General features: G+C 27.9%; 1 pseudogene. It reads right to left on the bottom strand.

The window, feature by feature from the left end:
* A pseudogene (locus tag SB679_RS25530) lies at positions 1–251 on the bottom strand (hypothetical protein); the annotation flags it as partial.

Genomic DNA, 251 nt, shown 5'->3' with positions numbered 1-251 from the left:
CTAACATTTTTGATTTTATTTGACGAATTAATGTGAATAAAGTCGACCACAGGATTAGGATACAGTATTACTTTCTTTTTATTTACAACCGTTTCTTTCAAAGACATCACCGTTTCACTATTTATCTTAATATTATCAATATATCCTATTCCCAATCCATTATTATGAACAAATCGTAATTGATCAATATTAAAAGTGGAAGCCACCGTTCCTGTATAAATCAAGATATCATTAAGGTAATATCTAATATC

The sequence above is a fragment of the Chryseobacterium sp. SIMBA_029 genome (assembly GCF_046535275.1).
GTDB lineage: Bacteria > Bacteroidota > Bacteroidia > Flavobacteriales > Weeksellaceae > Chryseobacterium.
The sequence above is the reverse complement of the archived record's forward strand: the minus strand, read 5'-3'. Positions and strand labels throughout refer to the sequence as shown.